This window comes from Paenarthrobacter sp. Y-19, assembly GCF_029223985.1.
Taxonomy (GTDB): domain Bacteria; phylum Actinomycetota; class Actinomycetes; order Actinomycetales; family Micrococcaceae; genus Arthrobacter; species Arthrobacter nicotinovorans.
The window spans coordinates 3,155,064-3,170,589 of the sequence record NZ_CP119414.1 but is presented as its reverse complement, the minus strand read 5'-3'; the positions used below and the strand labels follow the sequence as shown (position 1 = coordinate 3,170,589).

Sequence of the window (15,526 nt, the reverse complement as noted above, 5' to 3'; positions counted from 1 at the left end):
CGTGCAACTCCTTAACAGGATCGAACGGTCCATGGCCGGGGATGCGCCCTGGCTGGTCCTTTCCCCTCACCTCGACGATGCCGTGTTGTCCTGCGGAGCGCTGATGGAAGCCCAGGCCCGTGGCCGCCAAATAGTGGTGGCCACGCTGTTCTCCGACGCAGATCCCGGCCCGCACACCAGGGCTGCGGGGTCGTTCCTGCGCCAATGCGTGGTGGGGGACGCCGGTGGCCTTTACAGGGCCCGGCAAAGTGAGGACCGGGAGGTCCTGACGGACATGGGCGTTCAGTCCCTTCACCTCGGGGCCGTCGATGCCCTCTTCCGGCGTCGACGGCGGCCGGCGCGGTGGGGGAGCAGCGCATGGGACCGGCTCCTTCCGGAGTTCACCCACCGTTACCCCACCTACCGCTTCGACATCGCCCAGGGCAGGATTTCGCGTGGGGACAAGGGGCTCATCCGCTCGCTCGCAGCCACCGTCGCCACGCTGCTGGCGGAGACTCAGGCGGAGCTGCTCTTCTGCCCGGCCGGCGTGGGGAAACACGTGGACCATCTGATTACCCGCCAACTGGGGACGGACCACCGGGACAGGCTGGTGATGTACTCGGATTTCCCCTACGACCTCCAGGCCGGACACGATTCACGGTTCATGAACCAGCTGGGATACGAGCCCTGGTCCTGGGACGACGGGCTTGCCGGGAAACAGCGTCGGATCAGGCAGTACGCCTCCCAGGTAGAGGCGCTCTTTCCCGACGGCGGGATTCCACGGAAACCGGAAAGCTACTTTGTTCCCGGGGCCGATGCCGGATGGTGACTTCACTGACGTTATCCACGGGACGAGGTTCATCGTTTTGCCCGGCGAGTGTGTCCATACGCAGAGTCCGGCGAACGGCGCCGACGGAGCGTCTTGACACTTTGGGGGATCGCAGTGGGAACTGCTGACATTGAATTGGGACTGCCGATGCGCCGTACCGGGGCGCAACCACGACGGCGGTGGACCGCTTTGGCGGTAGCGGCCACAGTTGCCTCACTCGCCATGGCCGGGGCGCCTGTTGCTACGGCGACGGCGACGGCGACAGCAACAGCCGGTCGGGCATTTTCGCTGTCAGCAGCTCCCACGGCCACAACTGCGGATGCGGCATGCACCAAGAGCGGTGCGACAGGCAGCACCGCCACCAGGGCCTACACAGTCACTACTACCGTCAACGATGCCGGGGACGACACAAGCGCCATCCAAAACCGCATCAACGCCGCAGGAGCAGCCGGGGGCGGCGTCGTCAAACTTGTAGCAGGCACCTACATCATCAACGGCAAGCTCAGAATGGCGAACAATGTGAAACTGGAGGGCGCAGGCCCGGCCACGATCCTCAAAGCAGGCCCGGATTTCCTGTCGACAAAAGGACCGTACGGTGGTTACCCCATTGTCACCACCAACTACGCCACGAATACCACGATCACGAACCTCACGGCGGACCATTCAGGCAACACCCTCCCAGCCAGTAACAGTTTGGACGGGCGCTTGAGCGAGTACGTTGTGGACATCCGGGGCGGCTCCAACAACCTCGTGGATGGGGTGCATGTAAAGAACCCGTTCACATACTCCATCGCCGCCGCCGGGACCACGAAGTTCTGTGTCAAGAACAGCAGCACCGTTGTGGTCACGAGCGGCAAATATGACCAGCTTGACGGCATTCACGTACTGGACTCATCCTTCGGCGATGTCATCAGCAATGCCATCGACCAGCGCGTTGGAACCGACGGTGACGACGGCCTGGTAGCCCACACCATCGATGGAACCACTCACGACATCAACTACATCGGGAACACAGTCCGGGGCGGACACCGGGGCAGCAGCATGCAACTAGCGGTCGGCAACCACTCGATCTATAACCTGAAAGTCGCCGATAACGAGTTCTATGGGGCGCCGTACGGTATCCGTACCGGCTATTATGACAACCGCACAGGGGCAGTCACTGGGGTGATCCTGAGCGGCAACTACATCCACGATTTGGAATTCGGCCACGTGCTCCCCGAAGGCAGCTACGACGCCATTCACATAGGCGACTTCGGCGCTCAAGGCCCGATCACCAACGTGGTCGCCACCGACAACAGGGCGTGTGCAGCAGGGGATATACACTTGGCACCCGGCACCAGCAACATCAAACGAAACAACACCATACAAACAGGAACATGCTGACCCTGCGCCAGGACCGGATCCTGGCCGGCGGATTTAGCCGGCAGCTGCAGTCACGCACAGATCATTCCGCATAGAAGTTATGGGCAAGGGCCACCCTGTTCCTGCCTGCAGCTTTGGCTGCGTACAGGGCGAGGTCGGCCTCCCGCAGGAGCTGTTCGGTTTCGGCGGGGTGGCCCCCCGAGGAAGCGGCGATTCCCGCGCTGATGGTCAGTACGCCGTCGGGGTCGCCGGAGTGTTCGATCCGCAGATCGTGCACGGCTGAGCGCACGCGTTCCATGACCGTTTCCGCGGTAGTGGCCGTCTGTTCCCGGAGCAGCAACAGGAACTCTTCCCCACCGAACCGATACACGGCGTCCGTGGCCCGGATTTCGCCGGAAAGGGTGGCGGCGATGGCCACCAGCGCGGCATCCCCGGCTTGGTGGCCGTAGATGTCGTTGTAGCTTTTGAAGTTGTCAACATCCACCATGGCCAGGCAGTAGCCGTGGCTTCCGTCGTGCAGGTCTCCCAGATCCTCGGAAAGTTTGAGCCGGTTGTGCACCTTGGTGAGGGGGTCCGTGCGTGCCTGCTCGGTCAGTGCCGAACGGTACCGGGCGAGGTCCGCGTGCAGCGACGTAATACGCTGGGCGGCCAGGAGCCGAATGTGCAGGCTGAACGGGTCCAGGGGTTTGGTGACGTAGTCGTCGGCTCCTGCTTCCATTCCCGCAAGGACGTCCTTCCGCGAGCCATGGGAGGTCACCAGGATGACGTAGGTGTACCGGTCCTTCTCCGCTGCCCGGATGGCACGGCAGAGGTCCAGCCCGTTGAGCCCGGGCATCATCAGGTCCGTCACCACGGCTTCCGGTCTGTGCTCCTGGAAGAGTTGCCAGGCCGAGTCGCCGTCCACGGCCACGATGCAGTCATGCCCGGATTGTTCCACGGCCGCTTTGGTGATCATGCGGGAGATCTGGTCGTCGTCCGCTATAAGGATCTTCATAGGGCTCCCAATAAGATGCGCTCAAGGGCATGGTCAACCCTTGCCAGTTCTGCGGTCAGCCGCTCCAGCAGCCGCGTTCCATCAGCGACCAGCTCCGGCCTGCTCTCCCGGCCAAGGGTTTCCAGTTCCCGGCACAAGGCTGCGGCGCCCACGGCTCCGATGTTGGCTGCTGCGCCTGCAAGTTTGTGTGCGGCCGCTTCGACGGCGGACGGTTGCCCGGCGTCGATGGCTGACCGCAGTGTCTCCACCGTGCCGCCGGCATCTTGCCGGAAGGCCTCGATGGCCGCCGGGAGCAGGCCCACGCCGTCGTCGGGTCCCAGTTCGCGGAGGATCTGGAGCCGCCCGGTGTCGAGAACAACCGCGTCCGACGGCGGTGCTTCCGCCGGCTGCGGCACCCCGGCGGCGGGCGGTGTGGGAGCAGCGGCGGCTTCCGCCGTCGTCGCTTCTTCCAACTGCGGCACCCAACGCGCCAGTACGGTTCCCAGAGTAGCGAGGTCGACGGGTTTGCTGATGTAGTCGTCCATGCCGGCAGCGAAGCAGCGCTCGCGGTCCTCGTTGAGGGCTCCGGCCGTCATGGCGATGATGGGGATCCGGGCCGAATGCCCGTTGCGGGCGCGTATGGCGCGGGTGGCATCGAAGCCGTCCATGACCGGCATGTGGCAGTCCATGAGTACCGCCGCGTAGTTCCCGGTGAGGGCCGCCGTCACGGCTTGTGCGCCGTCTTCGACGATGTCCACGCCGTAACCGAGGCGGTTCGCCATGCCGCGTGCCACCAGCTGGTTGACCTCGTTGTCCTCTGCCACGAGCAGTTTTCCCAGCCGTGCTACCGGCTCGGCGGACGGAGCGGCCGCTGAGGGTGCCGGTGCTGCGGGGGCACGCATGGTTCTGGTGGCCATGAGGCGAAGGAGCCGGTTGTAGAACTCGGAACTGCGGACGGGTTTGGTGAGGTACTCGCGGATCCCGGCTGCTGCAAGATCGACTTTGTCCACCAACATGGTGGAGGTCAGCAGGATGATCCCGGGTGTCCCGGGGTTGGTGCTTTCATGGTTGATGAGGCGTGCCAGCTCCAGGCCGTCGGTGTCCGGCATGCACATGTCCACCACGGCGATGTCGTAGGGGTGGCCTTCCAGGACGGCGTTGCGGTATTCGGTCATCGCGGAGGACGCATCGGCCACAGCCACCGGCGTCATGCCCCAGCTGTCCAGCTGGGTCTCCAGCACGAGGCGGTTGGTGGCGTTGTCGTCCACCACCAGCACCCTCTTGCCCGCCAGGGAAGCAGGCAGGGTGAGAGTTTCCGAGGCCGGCGGTCCGATGGGCAGTTCCAGTTCGAACCAGAATTTGCTGCCGTTGCCCAGCTCACTGTCCACACCGATGCGGCCGCCCATGGCCTCCGTGAGCCGCCGGGATATGGCCAGCCCCAACCCGGTTCCACCGTAGCGGCGCGTAGTTGAAGCATCTGCCTGGGCGAAGGAATCGAACAGGCGGTGGTGGTCGGTGGCGCTGATGCCGATTCCCGTGTCACGGACTTCAAAGCGCAGCGAGGCGTTACCGGCATCTGTCCCCAGCACGGAGACTTTGATTTCGACTTCTCCGGACGGGGTGAATTTCACGGCATTGGAGGAGAGGTTCACCAGGATCTGCCTGATGCGGCCGGAGTCGCCCATGAGCCGTCCCGGAACATCGGGATGGCAGTAGGAAATGAGTTCCAGGTTTTTGCCTTGTGCGGCCTCGGCCACAAGTCCTGCGACTTCTTCCACGAGTGCCCGGGGGTCGAAGGCGGTGACTTCCAGATCCACTTTCCCGGCTTCGAGTTTGGAGAAATCCAGGATGTCGTTGATCAGCGTGAGGAGGACTTCGCCGGCTCCCTTCACACCTTGGGCGTACTGCCGTTGGCCTTCGCTGAGGGGCGTGTCCATCATCAATGAGGTCAGCCCGATCACGGCGTTCAGTGGTGTCCGGATCTCGTGGCTCATGGTGGCCAGGAATTCGGATTTGAGTCTGCTTGCTTCCAACGCGGCTTCCCGCGCGGCCATAAGTTCGGATTCGGCGGCTTTGCGTTCAGTGATATCACGCGAAATGAAGGCCACTCCGCGTATCCCGGACGCGTTCCGGACAGGGGAGAGAGTGACGGAAACAGGGATGGTGGTTCCATCACCGCGAACGCGTTGCGTTTCGTAGTTCTGCACGTCCCCGGTCCGGGCTGTGACGTCCATTGCCCGGCGCTCTTCCTCCTGCGCAGCTGCCGGAATGAAGAAGTCGCCCTTCCTGCCGATCACCTCCGAGGCCGGATACCCGAAGATTTTTTCGGCCCCGGGGTTCCAACTGGTGATGACACCGTCCAGGCTTTCGCCGACGATGGCGTCGCCGGAGGAATTGACGATCGCCCCCAGCCCCTCAAGTTCGGCCGTGCGTTCGGCCACTTTCGACTCGAGGTCGCGTGTGAGCGTCACATTTTCGACGACGATCAGCACCTGGCGCACGATGACGAACCCCAGGACCACCAGGCCGGTGACCAGCAGGACGGGGTCGGCGCCGATGGGGCCGGTCCGGGAGAAGAACACGGCACTGAAAACGGGGAGGTAGGGGAGCAGCTCAAGGGCGGCGGCATAACCGCGGCCGTCCGTGCGATTGCTGCCGGTTTCCGGCACCAGCGGGCTTATGCCCACCAGCAGGAAGGCTACTACCCACCCCAGCGCCAAGGGCGATCCTGTGACACCTGAAATGCCTTCCAGGGTGAGCCGCATGTAGGCGAGGTCCGTGAGGGCAAGGATCCAGAAACCGATGCCAAGACTTAGCCACGGCAGTCTGCGCCCCCGGGCCGCACGCATGGTGAGGACGATGACCACGGAGACCATGAGGACGTCTGCGATGGGGTAGGCCATCTGTGTTATCCGGGCAAAGGCGTCACTGTCCTTGGCACTGGCCAGCGGACCCAGGACCGAACTCCACGCGATGAAGAACGTGGAGCTTGCCACTACCCCCGTGTCGAGGATGGCCCGGCGCAAAGGCAGCCGCAAACCCTGTCCGCGCAAAAGCAGGACCAAGCCAATGGAGGCCGGTACCGCGTACCAAACAAAACCGACGTCGGCGAACGACGGAAAAGGGTAGTCGTGGTCGAGGGTGATGCCGTTGAACGTCCAGATGCCTTGGCCGACAGACCAGAGCGCCAGTCCCGCCACAACGAACCAGCGGCCCGTAGCGTTGACCGGCTGTTTGAGGGCTGCGCGTGTATGGGTCGTCAGTGCCGTCAGGACGGCTGTGAGGATCGCCAGGTCACCTGCGAGCTGGGCTGTATTGGTGCCGGTTCCGCTTGCCAGGCCAACGGCCAGCAGTACTGCGCAGAAGGCAACCGCAATCAGGAAGAACGGCATTCCGCGTCCCGACCACGAGCGCTTCGAAAGAACCTCGTGCTTCACTCCCGCCACTGAACCCCTGCCTTCAAAAGTGGCCCCACCAAAAGCGAACGACGCCGTCTTAGCTGCGCTGAGGAGAGCATACGCTGAAAACACCCGTTCAGGGCACAATAAATGTCCTGTGAAGCGCGCAAGGCTGCAGCTCTCCCCGCCAACGTCCCATCAACCGGGACCTGAGTACTGCCAAGTAGTCCGTTCCCGGAAACTGCGTAATACCTGACAGCGCCGCGCTTCCCTTGCAGGGAAAGTCGAGTATCTCCTACTCGTGCAGCCGGCAATGCCCAATTCCTATATTTGAATTCGCAGGGGTTTATTGCAATTCCGTTCCTCCGGCTCAGCGGTGGACCGCACCCCGCCGTAGTGCGGCGGTGCTCCTCCCTATACATAGCTGCGCTTTCTGCACCTGGGCCACAACGGCTCCCACGCGCGGTCCAAGCCATGGAGTCCCGGAGTTCCCATGAACATGAATGATGTAGATCTTCAAACTTCCCTTAGTAAGAACAATGGCGTTGTCCGGCATACGCCGTTCAGTAAATCCAAGCTCATGATTGCCGGCGCCGTTCTTGCATTACTGGCATTGATCCCGCTGCTTTTCGGGGTGGTCAATTGGGCCACGCAACCGGCCAGTGTCGAACAATCAGTGTCGAATGAACAAGCGGCGGCGCCGGAGGCGTCGCCGTCGTCCGACGCAGCTTCGACACCATCCGCGGACGCCGCACAGGCCGCCCAGGCAGCTCCCGCAGCGGCGGCACCAGCGGCGGCACCGGCCGCAGAGGTACCGGCTGCGGCACCTCCCGCAGAGGCCGCACCGGCCGCCGTCCCCGCGGTAGTTGCCGAGCCCGCGCCGGCCGCCGAAGCTGCACCCGCCCCTCCGGCCGGTGACCCCAACCTCTACACGGTGGCATCCGGTGACACGGTGGGCTCCATTGCCTCAAGGTTCGGTGTGGACGTCAACGCCATGCTGGCTGCGAACGGCCTGGGTGCTTATTCGGTAATCGTGCCGGGCCAGGTCCTGAAGCTCACTGGACCGCCTGTTGCGCCCGTCGCCCCGCCGGCGGCAGTGCAGGCCCCGGTTGCGCAGGCCCAGGCCGCAGCCGCCCCTGCCGTCGTGGCAGCGCCGGCACCGGCACCTGCTCCTGCCCCCGCTGTGCGTACCATCTACGTGGCCGGTGCCGGTGGACAATCACTGGTGGATGCGTGCATCGGCCCGATCAACTACACGCCAACCAACGCCTACGCCGTGTTCATCACCGAGCACGACTTCTGCGGAGGATGGGCCCGGTTCTCGGGGATCGGTGTTGGTGAGACGGTTTCCATTCCGGGGTACGGGACCTTCACGGCCACGGGCAGGGGCCAAGTGCCCAACCCCGGCACCACCAATGATGTGGCAGCAGTGTTCGGCGGATTCCCAGCGGTGGTCCTGCAGACCTGCATCCCCGGAACCAACCAGATGCTGGTGATCGCCCTGAACTAGCAGCTGATAACTAGGCCGGCGCCGTAAGGCGCGCGAACCGGAGGATACCCAGGATGGCCGGGGCCAACTGATCCTCCATCTGGTGGTAGACCTCTTCCGCTCGTCGGTAGGGGTCTACCACGTCGTTGTCGGCAGGATCGGATGGGAGCGCGAGGTGCCGGACAGATGCTGCGCGGGCGGGGAGGTCGCGCCAGAAGTCCACGATATTCCCGGTGGCGGGAGCGCCGTCGCGGGTCTCCAGGACGGACAACATGCGCGCAAATTCGCGGACGGTAAACGTGCGTTTCAGCAGCGATGCGTCCAACTGGAGTACTTCGCCCCGGTGTTTGGACGTCATGGCCAGCACCAGATCCGTTTCCCGGAGGATCTTTTGGGTGAGCTGCCGGGCCGCAAAATCGTCCGGAGTTCCGCGGAAGGTGCTGATGATCTGTGCCGAAAGGGGCTGGATGGGTTCGCCCACCATGGCCCGGGTGCCGGCGCTGCGGACCTCGAATGATCCGGGACTTACCTGGTTGAGCCCAGCCTGGAGCAACCTCTCGGCCACGGGGGAGCGGCAGATGTTTCCGGTGCAGACGGTGAGGATTCGGAAGGGCTGGGGCGATTGCACGTAGGGCTCTTTTCTTGCGTTGGCATGGGGCGGTTGAGGCCCCACCCCAAGTTAACACGGGGAATCTCAGGAGCCTTGTCAACAACGCCAGGCCACGGGAACAGTCATAAACCGCTGACGCGGCCTTCCGGTGAACGCTTGACTGACATCATCCGCTCCGCATATTCTGAACGAACGGTCGGTAATTTATTAGGAGCAACCATGGCATCGCAGAATCTGCAGTCAGTGCCCGCTGAGCTGTCCCCGGAAGAGCAGGAGCGGGAGGCAGCCGGACAGGCGTATTTTGAGCGCATCATTTCGGAGGACTCGCGCATCGAACCGCGCGACTGGATGCCGGCGGCTTACCGCAAGACTTTGCTGCGCCAGATCTCGCAGCACGCACACTCGGAAATCATCGGCATGCAGCCGGAAGCCAACTGGATCACGCGCGCGCCCAGCCTGAAGCGCAAGTCCATCCTCATGGCCAAGGTCCAGGATGAGGCAGGCCACGGCCTGTACCTGTACTCCGCAGCAGAGACGCTGGGGCAGAGCAGGGACCAGATGATGGAAGACCTGATTGCCGGCAAGGCCCGGTACTCCTCCATCTTCAACTACCCCACGGTTTCCTGGGCGGACATGGGGGCCATCGGATGGCTCGTCGATGGCGCCGCCATCTGCAACCAGGTGCCCCTGTGCCGGGCTTCGTACGGTCCTTACGGACGCGCAATGGTGCGCATCTGCAAGGAAGAGTCATTCCACCAGCGCCAGGGTTTTGAGATCCTGCTTGAGCTCTCCAACGGCACGCCTGCGCAGAAGCAGATGGCCCAGGACGCCGTGAACCGCTGGTACGCGCCGTCGCTGATGATGTTCGGCCCGCCGGATGACGATTCACCGAACTCCAAGCAGTCCATGGCATGGAACATCAAGCGCTTCAGCAACGACGAGCTTCGCAGCCGCTTCGTCGGCATGATGGTGGAGCAGGTCAAGGTCCTGGGCCTGACCCTCCCGGACAAAGACATCCGTTTCAACGAAGAAACCAGGAAGTGGGAGCACGGACCCCTGGACTGGAACGAGTTCAAGGAAGTCCTGGCCGGCCGCGGTCCCTGCAACTCGCAGCGCATCGAGCGCCGCCGCGAGGCACACGAAAATGGTGCCTGGGTTCGGGAAGCAGCAGTGGCGTACGCCCGCAAGCAAGCAGAGAAAGTGAACGCAGCATAATGGCTCCCCACGGTAACCCGGAAGAACCGGCAAGCGCCGCCAGCGAGATCAAGCGCGAAGCCCCCAAGGTGGCGGCTACGAACGCGGAAAGCACGACGACGGCCCCCGCCGCGCGCCCGGCCGGCACCCCCGGCGGCGCCAAAGAAGAGCACCCGTGGTCCTTGTGGGAGGTCTTCGTGCGTTCAAGCCGCGGCCTGTCCCACGTGCACGCAGGTTCCCTGCACGCTCCGGATGCGGCGATGGCCCTCCGGAACGCCCGCGACCTCTACACCCGCCGGAACGAGGGCGTCTCCATTTGGGTTGTCCCGGCCGAGGCGATTTCCTCCAGTGATCCCGATGCCAAGGGTGCCTTCTTCGAGTCCCCGCAGGGCAAGGATTACCGCCACGCCACCTACTACACCAAGAGCGAAGGCGTGAAGCACCTGTGACCACCAAAGACACTGACTTCGCAATCGAAGGCCACGGCGATATCTCCGTCGGCGTTCACGGAGCCGGAGCTTCCGGTGACGGTTCGGCCAGCGCAACGCGTATCACGCCGGGCAACGCCCTGCGTCCTGAGGACATCGCGCTGGAAATCAGCCGCGGCCAGGTCAAGCCCGACGAGGACGTGGCTGAGTTTGCCCTTCGCCTGGGCGACGACGGCCTGATCCTCGCCCAGCGACTGGGCCATTGGATTTCCCGTGCCCCGGAGCTCGAGGAAGACATCGCCCTGGGCAACATCGCCTTGGACCAGTTGGGCCACGCACGCTCTTTCCTGACCTACGCCGGAGCCGCATGGGGCAAGTCGGAGGACGACCTCGCCTACTTCCGCCGCGAGCACGAGTTCCGTTCGGCGCACCTGTTTGAGCAGCCCAACGGTGACTTCGCTGTCACCATCGCCCGTCAGTTCATCGTGAGCTTCTACCAGTACGGGCTGTACAGCCGGCTGATGGAGTCCACGGACGCCACGATCGCCGCCATCTCTGCCAAGGCTGTCAAGGAAGTGGATTACCACCGCGACCACAGTGCCCAGTGGGTGCTGCGTCTTGCCGGCGGCACGGATGAGTCCCGCGCCCGCATCATCCAGGGCTTCAAGCTCGTGTGGCCGTACGTTGACGAACTCTTCGAGGACGATGAACTCACCACCCGCCTGTCCGAAGCCGGTGTGACAGTCCAGCCTTCCTCCCTCCGTGCCGAATTCGATCGCCTCACGGGGCAGATCATGACGGAGGCTGAACTGGACATTCCAGGTGTCCCGCAGGCACCCGGCGGAGGACGGCGCGGAAAGCACTCCGAGTTCATGGGCTATATCCTTGCCGAAATGCAGGTCCTGGCCCGCGAGCACCCCGGCGCGAGCTGGTGACCAGCGTGGCAACCCCCTCGCAGGCGCAAACGCAAACGCAGCCGCTCAGCAAGGCTGAGCAGCAGGCCTGGGACATCGCGTCCACGGTCTGCGATCCGGAGATCCCGGTCCTCACCATCGAGGACCTGGGGATCCTGCGCGGCGTCCGCGTTACGGAGGCACCCCACCATGAGGGCGCTCCCGACGGCGGCCCGGCAAGTACCGCCGTCGAGGTCACCATCACGCCCACGTACTCGGGTTGCCCCGCGATGGACGCCATTGGCGACGATCTCCGCAAGGCTTTTGAGAAGGAAGGCTACGCGGGCGTCCACATCAACCTGGTGTTGTCGCCGGCGTGGACCACTGACTGGATGACCGAATCCGGCAAGGCCAAGCTGGAGGAGTACGGGATTGCTCCGCCCAGCGGCAGGGCTGCCGCCGGCGGCCATTCGGGTCCCGTCCGCCTGAGCCTGGCCGTGAAATGCCCCCAGTGTTCCTCGCTCAATACCAAGGAACTCACCCGCTTTGGTTCCACCTCCTGCAAGGCGCTGTTTGTCTGCCAGGACTGCAAGGAACCGTTCGACTACTTCAAAGTCCTCTAAGGAAGCAGCCATGACCACCGAAACACAGACGGCCAGCCGCCGTCGTGCGTCTTTCCACAACCTGACCGTCGCGGAAGTCCGGCGCCTCACGGACGATGCCATTGAGGTCACGTTCGGTGTCCCGGCGGAACTTGCCGGCCAGTATGACTACCTCCCGGGCCAGTACGTCGCCCTGCGCACGACGCTTCCGGACGAGAACGGTGAGCCGCACGAGGTCCGGCGCAGTTACTCGATTTGCGCAGAGCCGCGCAGCTTCGAGGACGGCAGCAGCGAGATTCGGGTGGCCATCAAGAAGGACCTGGGCGGCCTGTTCTCCACGTGGGCTAATGCCGAACTGAAGGCCGGGGACGTACTGGATGTGATGAGCCCGCAGGGTGCGTTCATTTCGCGGCACGGCAAGGACGGTTCACCGGTCCAGCACAACGTCATGAACTCCATGAACCACCCGGAGGAACTGGCGGGGGAGCCGGGCAACTTCGTGGCGATCGCCGCGGGTTCGGGCATCACGCCGGTCATCGCGATTGCACGCACGCTGCTGGCGGCCAACCCGGAAACCACCTTCGACCTCGTGTACGCCAACAAGGCCGCCATGGATGTCATGTTCCTGGAGGAACTGGCGGACCTGAAAGACAAGTACCCCACCCGCCTGGCCCTGCACCATGTGCTGTCCCGGGAGCAGCGGATCGCGCCGCTGATGACCGGCCGCATCGACTCGGAGAAGCTGCAGGCCCTGTTGTCTTCGGCGATTCACGCCGAGGACGTTGATGAATGGTTCCTGTGCGGGCCGTTCGAGCTGGTCCAGTTGTGCCGGGACACCCTCGCCGCCCGCGGCGTGGAGCCGGAACACATCCGTTTTGAGCTGTTCACCACCGGGCGACCGGACCGCCCTGAAGGCAACGCCGGCCGTCCTGTTGTGGAGGACGAGTCGCAGAACACCTACAAGATCACGTTCACGCTGGACGGCCTCACCGGCGACGTCGCCAGCCCGACGCATGCCCGCGAATCCATCCTCAACGCAGCGCTGCGCGTCCGTCCTGACGTTCCGTTCGCGTGTGCCGGCGGCGTGTGCGGCACCTGCCGCGCCAAACTGATCACCGGTACCGTGACCATGGATGAGAACTACGCCCTTGAACAGGACGAGCTGGACAAGGGCTACGTCCTCACCTGCCAGTCCCACCCCACCAGCGAAGAAGTTACCGTCGACTTCGACGTCTAAGGAGTCCCATGATCGAGCTCTCCATTGCCAACGGCATTGCCGAAATTGTCCTCAATGCCCCCGAAAAGCTGAACTCCCTCAACGAGGACGCCCTGGCGGAACTGGATAAGGCGTACGACGACGCTGCTGCCGCCGCCTCGCGCGGCGAAGTGCGGGCGCTGCTGCTTCGCGGCGAGGGCCGTGCCTTCTGCGCCGGCCGCGACATCGCGGCCGTGACCCCTGAAACCGATGATGCACAGGCGTATCTCGGCGGACTCGTGGAGCCGCTGTTGAAGAAGATGGCTGCGTTCCCGGCGCCCACGTTTGCCTCCGCGCATGGTGCTTGCCTGGGAGTCGGGCTGGGGCTGCTCCTGGCCACCGACGTGGTGTACGTGGCGGAGAACGCCAAGTTCGGATCGCCCTTTGCCAAGCTCGGGGCGACCCTGGACTCCGGTGGGCACTGGTACTTCACCGAACGCCTGGGCATGCACCGCACCCTGGACCTGATCTACACCGCTGATCTGATCTCCGGGGCCGAAGCCGTGGCCCAGGGGATGTTCAGCCGGGCAATGCCTGCTGATGTCCTGCTCGATGAGACCCGGGCGATTGTTGCGCGGGTCGCCGCGGGCGCGACCCAGGCGTTTGTTGCGTCCAAGGAGCTCGTGGCACACATCCGCGACCAGCGCCTGGGCCTGTGGGATTCCATGGTGGAGGAGAACGCAGAGCAGGCACGCCTGTGCAAGACCGACGACTACGCCGAGGGTTTCCGGGCTTTCCAGGAGAAGCGGGCGCCCGTTTTCAAGGGCTAGACGAACTCCTTGAGGAGCTTGTAGCCGGCCACTTTCCCTTCCAGGGAGATGACGGCCATGTCCTGATCCGTGGTGGTTACATCTGTCAGGGCGCCGTAGGTAAAGGCCAGGGTGGCCGAGCCCCCCTTCAGGCACGGGAACGCCGTTTGAGTGCCGGCACCTATGTCGCCTCCCGGCCGGTCCTTGTAGGGACCGTTCGGTGGAGCGGTATATGTTGCCTGCTTCCAACAGATGAAGCCGTCGTCGAAACTTGCTCCGCGGGGCTTTCCGGTGTGGGTGTCTACCAGGTTTGAGTCCCAGAACGTGCCTGCAATCAGGAACTCACCGTGGCTTGCTGAAGGGATGAGGCCGTACTCGTCCCAGCTGTACACATAGACAGGTTCGCTTTCCCAGGATGCTTCGCCGGTCAGGGGATCGTAGCCCACTACTTTGGATCGGGCGCCCCGGTATTTGCCCGCGGGAAACTCGATGTAGCCGTCCACGTATTCGCACCGTATGGGCAATGCGGTTCCAGTGCCCATCTTGGTGTCACCGGCACTCATTGTCTTTGAGCATTCGAGTGTGGAGGCATCCGCTGTCCATAAAACCCGCCCGCTCGAGGCTCGGAAACCGACGGTCTTAGTGCTTTCGCGAAGATTCAGCGATAAGGATTTTTCCGGGAATTTCTCGGGGTCGACACCCGTCGGATTGATTCCGACCGAGCCCACATAGAGGTCAAGCTTCTCAGAGTAAGTGAAATGCCACCCCAAATCGGTGGAAGCACCTTTTCCAAAAACCTTCTCTACTTCGATCTGCCACTTAACCTCGCCGTAGGAGACGTGAGCCAGTTTTTCGACACCGTCTTTTTCCACCGCATACAGTTCTTTGCCCACCGGCTGGAAGAATCCGCTGAGCTCGTTGATGTCGGCGCCTCCGGACTCATCTCCGGTTTCCAAGTCCACCCAGTGTTCAACTGACTGCGCTGAGTCGTCAAAGGCGATAAAGCACATGTCGAAGAGTTCGTCACAGGCGAAGGGGCGCGTACTGACCAGTTCAGGCCTTCCCCGGTAGAGCTCTTTGCCTGTGCCCAGATCAAAGGCGACAGGCGAAGTCCACCAGACGACGTCACTGTCGATGCCCGCCGGAGCGGCAGCGGCCTGCAGGAAGATTGCGGCGCTTTTCCCCGAAGCAGTCCTTGTCAGCGCAGGCTTCAACGGGTTCCCCGGAGCGTCGTATCCCGGATGAACCGGCTGCTTCCACAACTCCTTGCCCGTAGCCACGGAAAGGGCGTGGGCTTCCACACCGGCACTGCCCCGGGTGTAGACCAGTGCTACCCCGTCGGCGACCACCGGCTGACCGATGGGATCGAGCGCAACTTCCCAGGCCGCCGTCGCGGTTTCCTTGTTGCGCGGGGGTGCCTCCGCTGACGCGGGAGATTTGCTCGGCGAGGGTTCGGCCGAACGTGGCAGCGGGAGCATGGTGCACGCCGAAAGCAGGACGGCGGTCCCGAGTGCCAGCGCACCGAGCCCCCAGGACGTGAGGTGGGCGCGCAGCATCGCGGGTCGAGAATGAGTCAAAATTCCCCCAGAAAAAAGGCCATCCAGACGTGGCTCAAATAGAGAATACAGCCACCGGAGTCAAGTCAACATCCCATGGCAAAGGTTGTGTGGCCGGACCTGAGGGCGTTAATAGTCAGGCCGGCCACACTGGCTGCTGCCGGGGAAGGGGGAAAGCAGCCAAAGGCGCCGCCGGCTTCGTCGTCCAA

General features: G+C 63.6%; 13 protein-coding genes. 9 read left to right on the top strand and 4 right to left on the bottom strand.

The annotated features are described in order from the left end of the window. Position 1 precedes the first annotated feature (1 nt). Both PYR64_RS14790 and PYR64_RS14785 read left to right on the top strand, forming a co-directional pair. Positions 2–808, top strand: a complete 807-nt coding sequence (locus PYR64_RS14790) for a PIG-L family deacetylase (protein WP_193589936.1) — start codon at positions 2–4, stop codon at positions 806–808. 114 nt (positions 809–922) lie between these two features. Further along, complete coding sequence (locus PYR64_RS14785) at positions 923–2,191, top strand: glycosyl hydrolase family 28-related protein (RefSeq protein ID WP_275775993.1); 1,269 nt, start codon at positions 923–925, stop codon at positions 2,189–2,191. Between the two features lie 61 nt (positions 2,192–2,252). Here the strand turns inward: PYR64_RS14785 and PYR64_RS14780 are convergent, their stop codons facing one another. Both PYR64_RS14780 and PYR64_RS14775 read right to left on the bottom strand, forming a co-directional pair. Further along, positions 2,253–3,164, bottom strand: a complete 912-nt coding sequence (locus tag PYR64_RS14780) for a diguanylate cyclase (RefSeq protein WP_275775991.1) — start codon at positions 3,162–3,164, stop codon at positions 2,253–2,255. Then, positions 3,161–6,673: a response regulator gene (locus tag PYR64_RS14775; RefSeq protein ID WP_275775988.1), complete on the bottom strand. Its 3,513-nt coding sequence runs from the start codon at positions 6,671–6,673 to the stop codon at positions 3,161–3,163. The genes PYR64_RS14780 and PYR64_RS14775 overlap by 4 nt, the downstream gene beginning before the upstream one ends. 361 nt (positions 6,674–7,034) lie before the next feature. On the opposite strand from PYR64_RS14775, the gene PYR64_RS14770 reads away from it, so the two are divergent. After that, a complete protein-coding gene (locus PYR64_RS14770; protein ID WP_275775986.1) occupies positions 7,035–8,051 on the top strand; it encodes a LysM domain-containing protein in 1,017 nt (338 codons plus the stop codon). Positions 8,052–8,061: 10 nt separating this feature from the next. Here PYR64_RS14770 and PYR64_RS14765 read toward each other — a convergent pair whose 3' ends face one another. Continuing rightward, positions 8,062–8,658 carry a low molecular weight phosphatase family protein gene (locus PYR64_RS14765; RefSeq protein ID WP_018776926.1) on the bottom strand — a complete coding sequence of 199 codons (597 nt, stop codon included), beginning with the start codon at positions 8,656–8,658 and terminating at the stop codon, positions 8,062–8,064. Between the two features lie 201 nt (positions 8,659–8,859). Between PYR64_RS14765 and paaA the strand changes: the two genes are divergently transcribed. From paaA to PYR64_RS14735, 6 genes are read left to right on the top strand one after another with little or no spacing between them, the layout of a single operon-like run. Further along, positions 8,860–9,855 (top strand): 1,2-phenylacetyl-CoA epoxidase subunit PaaA, encoded by a 996-nt coding sequence (gene paaA / locus PYR64_RS14760; protein WP_189075366.1) that lies wholly within the window; start codon positions 8,860–8,862, stop codon positions 9,853–9,855. Then, a complete protein-coding gene (gene paaB, locus PYR64_RS14755) occupies positions 9,855–10,283 on the top strand; it encodes a 1,2-phenylacetyl-CoA epoxidase subunit PaaB (RefSeq protein ID WP_039242708.1) in 429 nt (142 codons plus the stop codon). The genes paaA and paaB overlap by 1 nt, the downstream gene beginning before the upstream one ends. Next, entirely contained in the window at positions 10,280–11,197 is a 918-nt protein-coding gene (gene paaC, locus PYR64_RS14750; RefSeq protein WP_018776923.1) for a 1,2-phenylacetyl-CoA epoxidase subunit PaaC, read from the top strand. Before paaB ends, paaC begins: the two co-directional genes overlap by 4 nt. Then, positions 11,194–11,778: a 1,2-phenylacetyl-CoA epoxidase subunit PaaD gene (gene paaD, locus PYR64_RS14745; protein WP_275775982.1), complete on the top strand. Its 585-nt coding sequence runs from the start codon at positions 11,194–11,196 to the stop codon at positions 11,776–11,778. The genes paaC and paaD overlap by 4 nt, the downstream gene beginning before the upstream one ends. A gap of 10 nt (positions 11,779–11,788) precedes the next feature. Next, positions 11,789–12,994 carry a 1,2-phenylacetyl-CoA epoxidase subunit PaaE gene (paaE, locus tag PYR64_RS14740; RefSeq protein ID WP_275775980.1) on the top strand — a complete coding sequence of 402 codons (1,206 nt, stop codon included), beginning with the start codon at positions 11,789–11,791 and terminating at the stop codon, positions 12,992–12,994. An 8-nt stretch (positions 12,995–13,002) separates the two neighbouring features. Beyond that, positions 13,003–13,782 carry an enoyl-CoA hydratase-related protein gene (locus PYR64_RS14735; protein ID WP_189075365.1) on the top strand — a complete coding sequence of 260 codons (780 nt, stop codon included), beginning with the start codon at positions 13,003–13,005 and terminating at the stop codon, positions 13,780–13,782. Here the strand turns inward: PYR64_RS14735 and PYR64_RS14730 are convergent. Continuing rightward, the gene (locus PYR64_RS14730) at positions 13,779–15,338 is read right to left on the bottom strand and encodes a hypothetical protein (protein WP_275775976.1); all 1,560 of its coding nucleotides are present in this window, start codon (positions 15,336–15,338) and stop codon (positions 13,779–13,781) included. The genes PYR64_RS14735 and PYR64_RS14730 overlap by 4 nt on opposite strands. Positions 15,339–15,526 lie beyond the last annotated feature (188 nt).

Bases quoted from the DNA above. Each gene is read 5' to 3' on its own strand.
- PYR64_RS14780 (WP_275775991.1), bottom strand. From the start codon at position 3,164: ATGAAGATCCTTATAGCGGACGACGACCAGATCTCCCGCATGATCACC.
- PYR64_RS14770 (WP_275775986.1), top strand. From the start codon at position 7,035: ATGAACATGAATGATGTAGATCTTCAAACTTCCCTTAGTAAGAACAAT.
- paaA (WP_189075366.1), top strand. From the start codon at position 8,860: ATGGCATCGCAGAATCTGCAGTCAGTGCCCGCTGAGCTGTCCCCGGAA.
- paaB (WP_039242708.1), top strand. From the start codon at position 9,855: ATGGCTCCCCACGGTAACCCGGAAGAACCGGCAAGCGCCGCCAGCGAG.
- paaE (WP_275775980.1), top strand. From the start codon at position 11,789: ATGACCACCGAAACACAGACGGCCAGCCGCCGTCGTGCGTCTTTCCAC.
- PYR64_RS14735 (WP_189075365.1), top strand. From the start codon at position 13,003: ATGATCGAGCTCTCCATTGCCAACGGCATTGCCGAAATTGTCCTCAAT.